At 59.3% G+C, this 1,404-nt stretch carries 1 protein-coding gene; it reads left to right on the top strand.

The features are described from left to right. A partial coding sequence (locus tag ACYVDE_RS22810; RefSeq protein ID WP_460503830.1) for a type IIL restriction-modification enzyme MmeI occupies nucleotides 1-1,404 on the top strand: 1,404 nt, incomplete at both ends.

Below are 1,404 nucleotides of genomic sequence, written 5' to 3'. Positions count from 1 at the left end.
CCGCACGCCCGTGCTCGACTACCCCAACCCCCAACCCGCCGAGTGGCCCGAAGCCGATTTCATCGTGGGCAACCCGCCGTTTGTGGGGCCGGCCCGCATGCGCGACGCCCTCGGCGACGGCTACACCGAGGCCCTGCGCAAAGCCTACAAAGGCCGCGTGCCCGACTCGGCCGATTTGGTGATGTACTGGTGGTACAACGCCGCGGCCGCCGTGCAGCGCGGCCCCGCCGAGCGGTTCGGTTTCATCACCACCAACAGCCTCAAGCAAACCTTCAACCGCCGCGTGATGCAGCCCTTCCTGGAAGGCGACCCGGCCCCGCTGACCCTCACCTTCGCCATTCCCGACCACCCCTGGGTCGATGCCGCCGAAGGCGCCGCCGTGCGCATCGCCATGACGGTAGCCGAGCGGACCACAGCTGCATCCTCGGGCCAGCTGCTAGTGCTGAAAACGGAAGCCGCTGTCGAAGGCGACGAAGCGGCTGAAGTGACTTTTGATGTTCAGGAAGGTCAGATTCTTTCTGATTTGTCAGTTGGCGCTGCAATGGATAGCGCGGAGGGGCTTAAATCGAATGACGGCCTTTCAAGTCGTGGCGTTCAACTTATGGGCGCTGGCTTTATCATTTCAAATGAACGCGCTTTAGAATTAGGCTTAGAAACTAACCCTGATTCTCAACGGCACATTCGCACTTATTCTAATGGCCGCGACTTGACAGACAGGCCGCGAGGTGTCAAAGTCATTGACTTATATGGCTTGACTTCTAACGAAGTATTGGAGCGATTTCCGGCCATTTATCAGCATGTTTTTGAAACTGTAAAGCCTGAGCGCGACCAAAACAACCGAGCCAGCTACCGAGACAGATGGTGGATTTTTGGCGAAGCCAGGTCGGGTATGAGAGCCGCGTTGAAAGGGCTGTCTCGATATATCGCCACTGTTGAAACAGCTAAGCATCGGCTGTTTCAATTCTTGGACGAATCGGTTTTGCCTGATAACATGGTGGTAGCAATTGCTCTTGATGATGCTTACCATCTTGGCATTTTATCAAGCAGAATTCATAAAGTTTGGGCCTTAACTGCGGGCGGCACTTTGGAAGACAGACCGCGCTACAACAAATCCCGCTGCTTCGACCCCTTCCCCTTCCCCGACGCCACGCCCACGCAGCAGGCCCGCATCCGGGAGCTGGCCGAACAGCTCGACGCCCACCGCAAGCGCCAGCAGGCTCTGCACCCCAGCCTCACCCTCACCGACCTCTACAACGTGGTGGAGAAGCTGCGCCAGGGCCAGCCCCTCACCCCCAAAGACCAGGCCGTTAACCAGCAGGGCCTGGCTTCTGTGGTGCTCAGCCTGCACCAGCAGCTCGATGCCGCCGTGGCCGAGGCCTACGGCTGGCCCGCCGCCCTGCCCGA

It is taken from the genome of Hymenobacter agri, from assembly GCF_054778495.1.
Note: the sequence above shows the minus strand (reverse complement) of the source record. Positions and strands in the feature narration are given on the sequence as shown.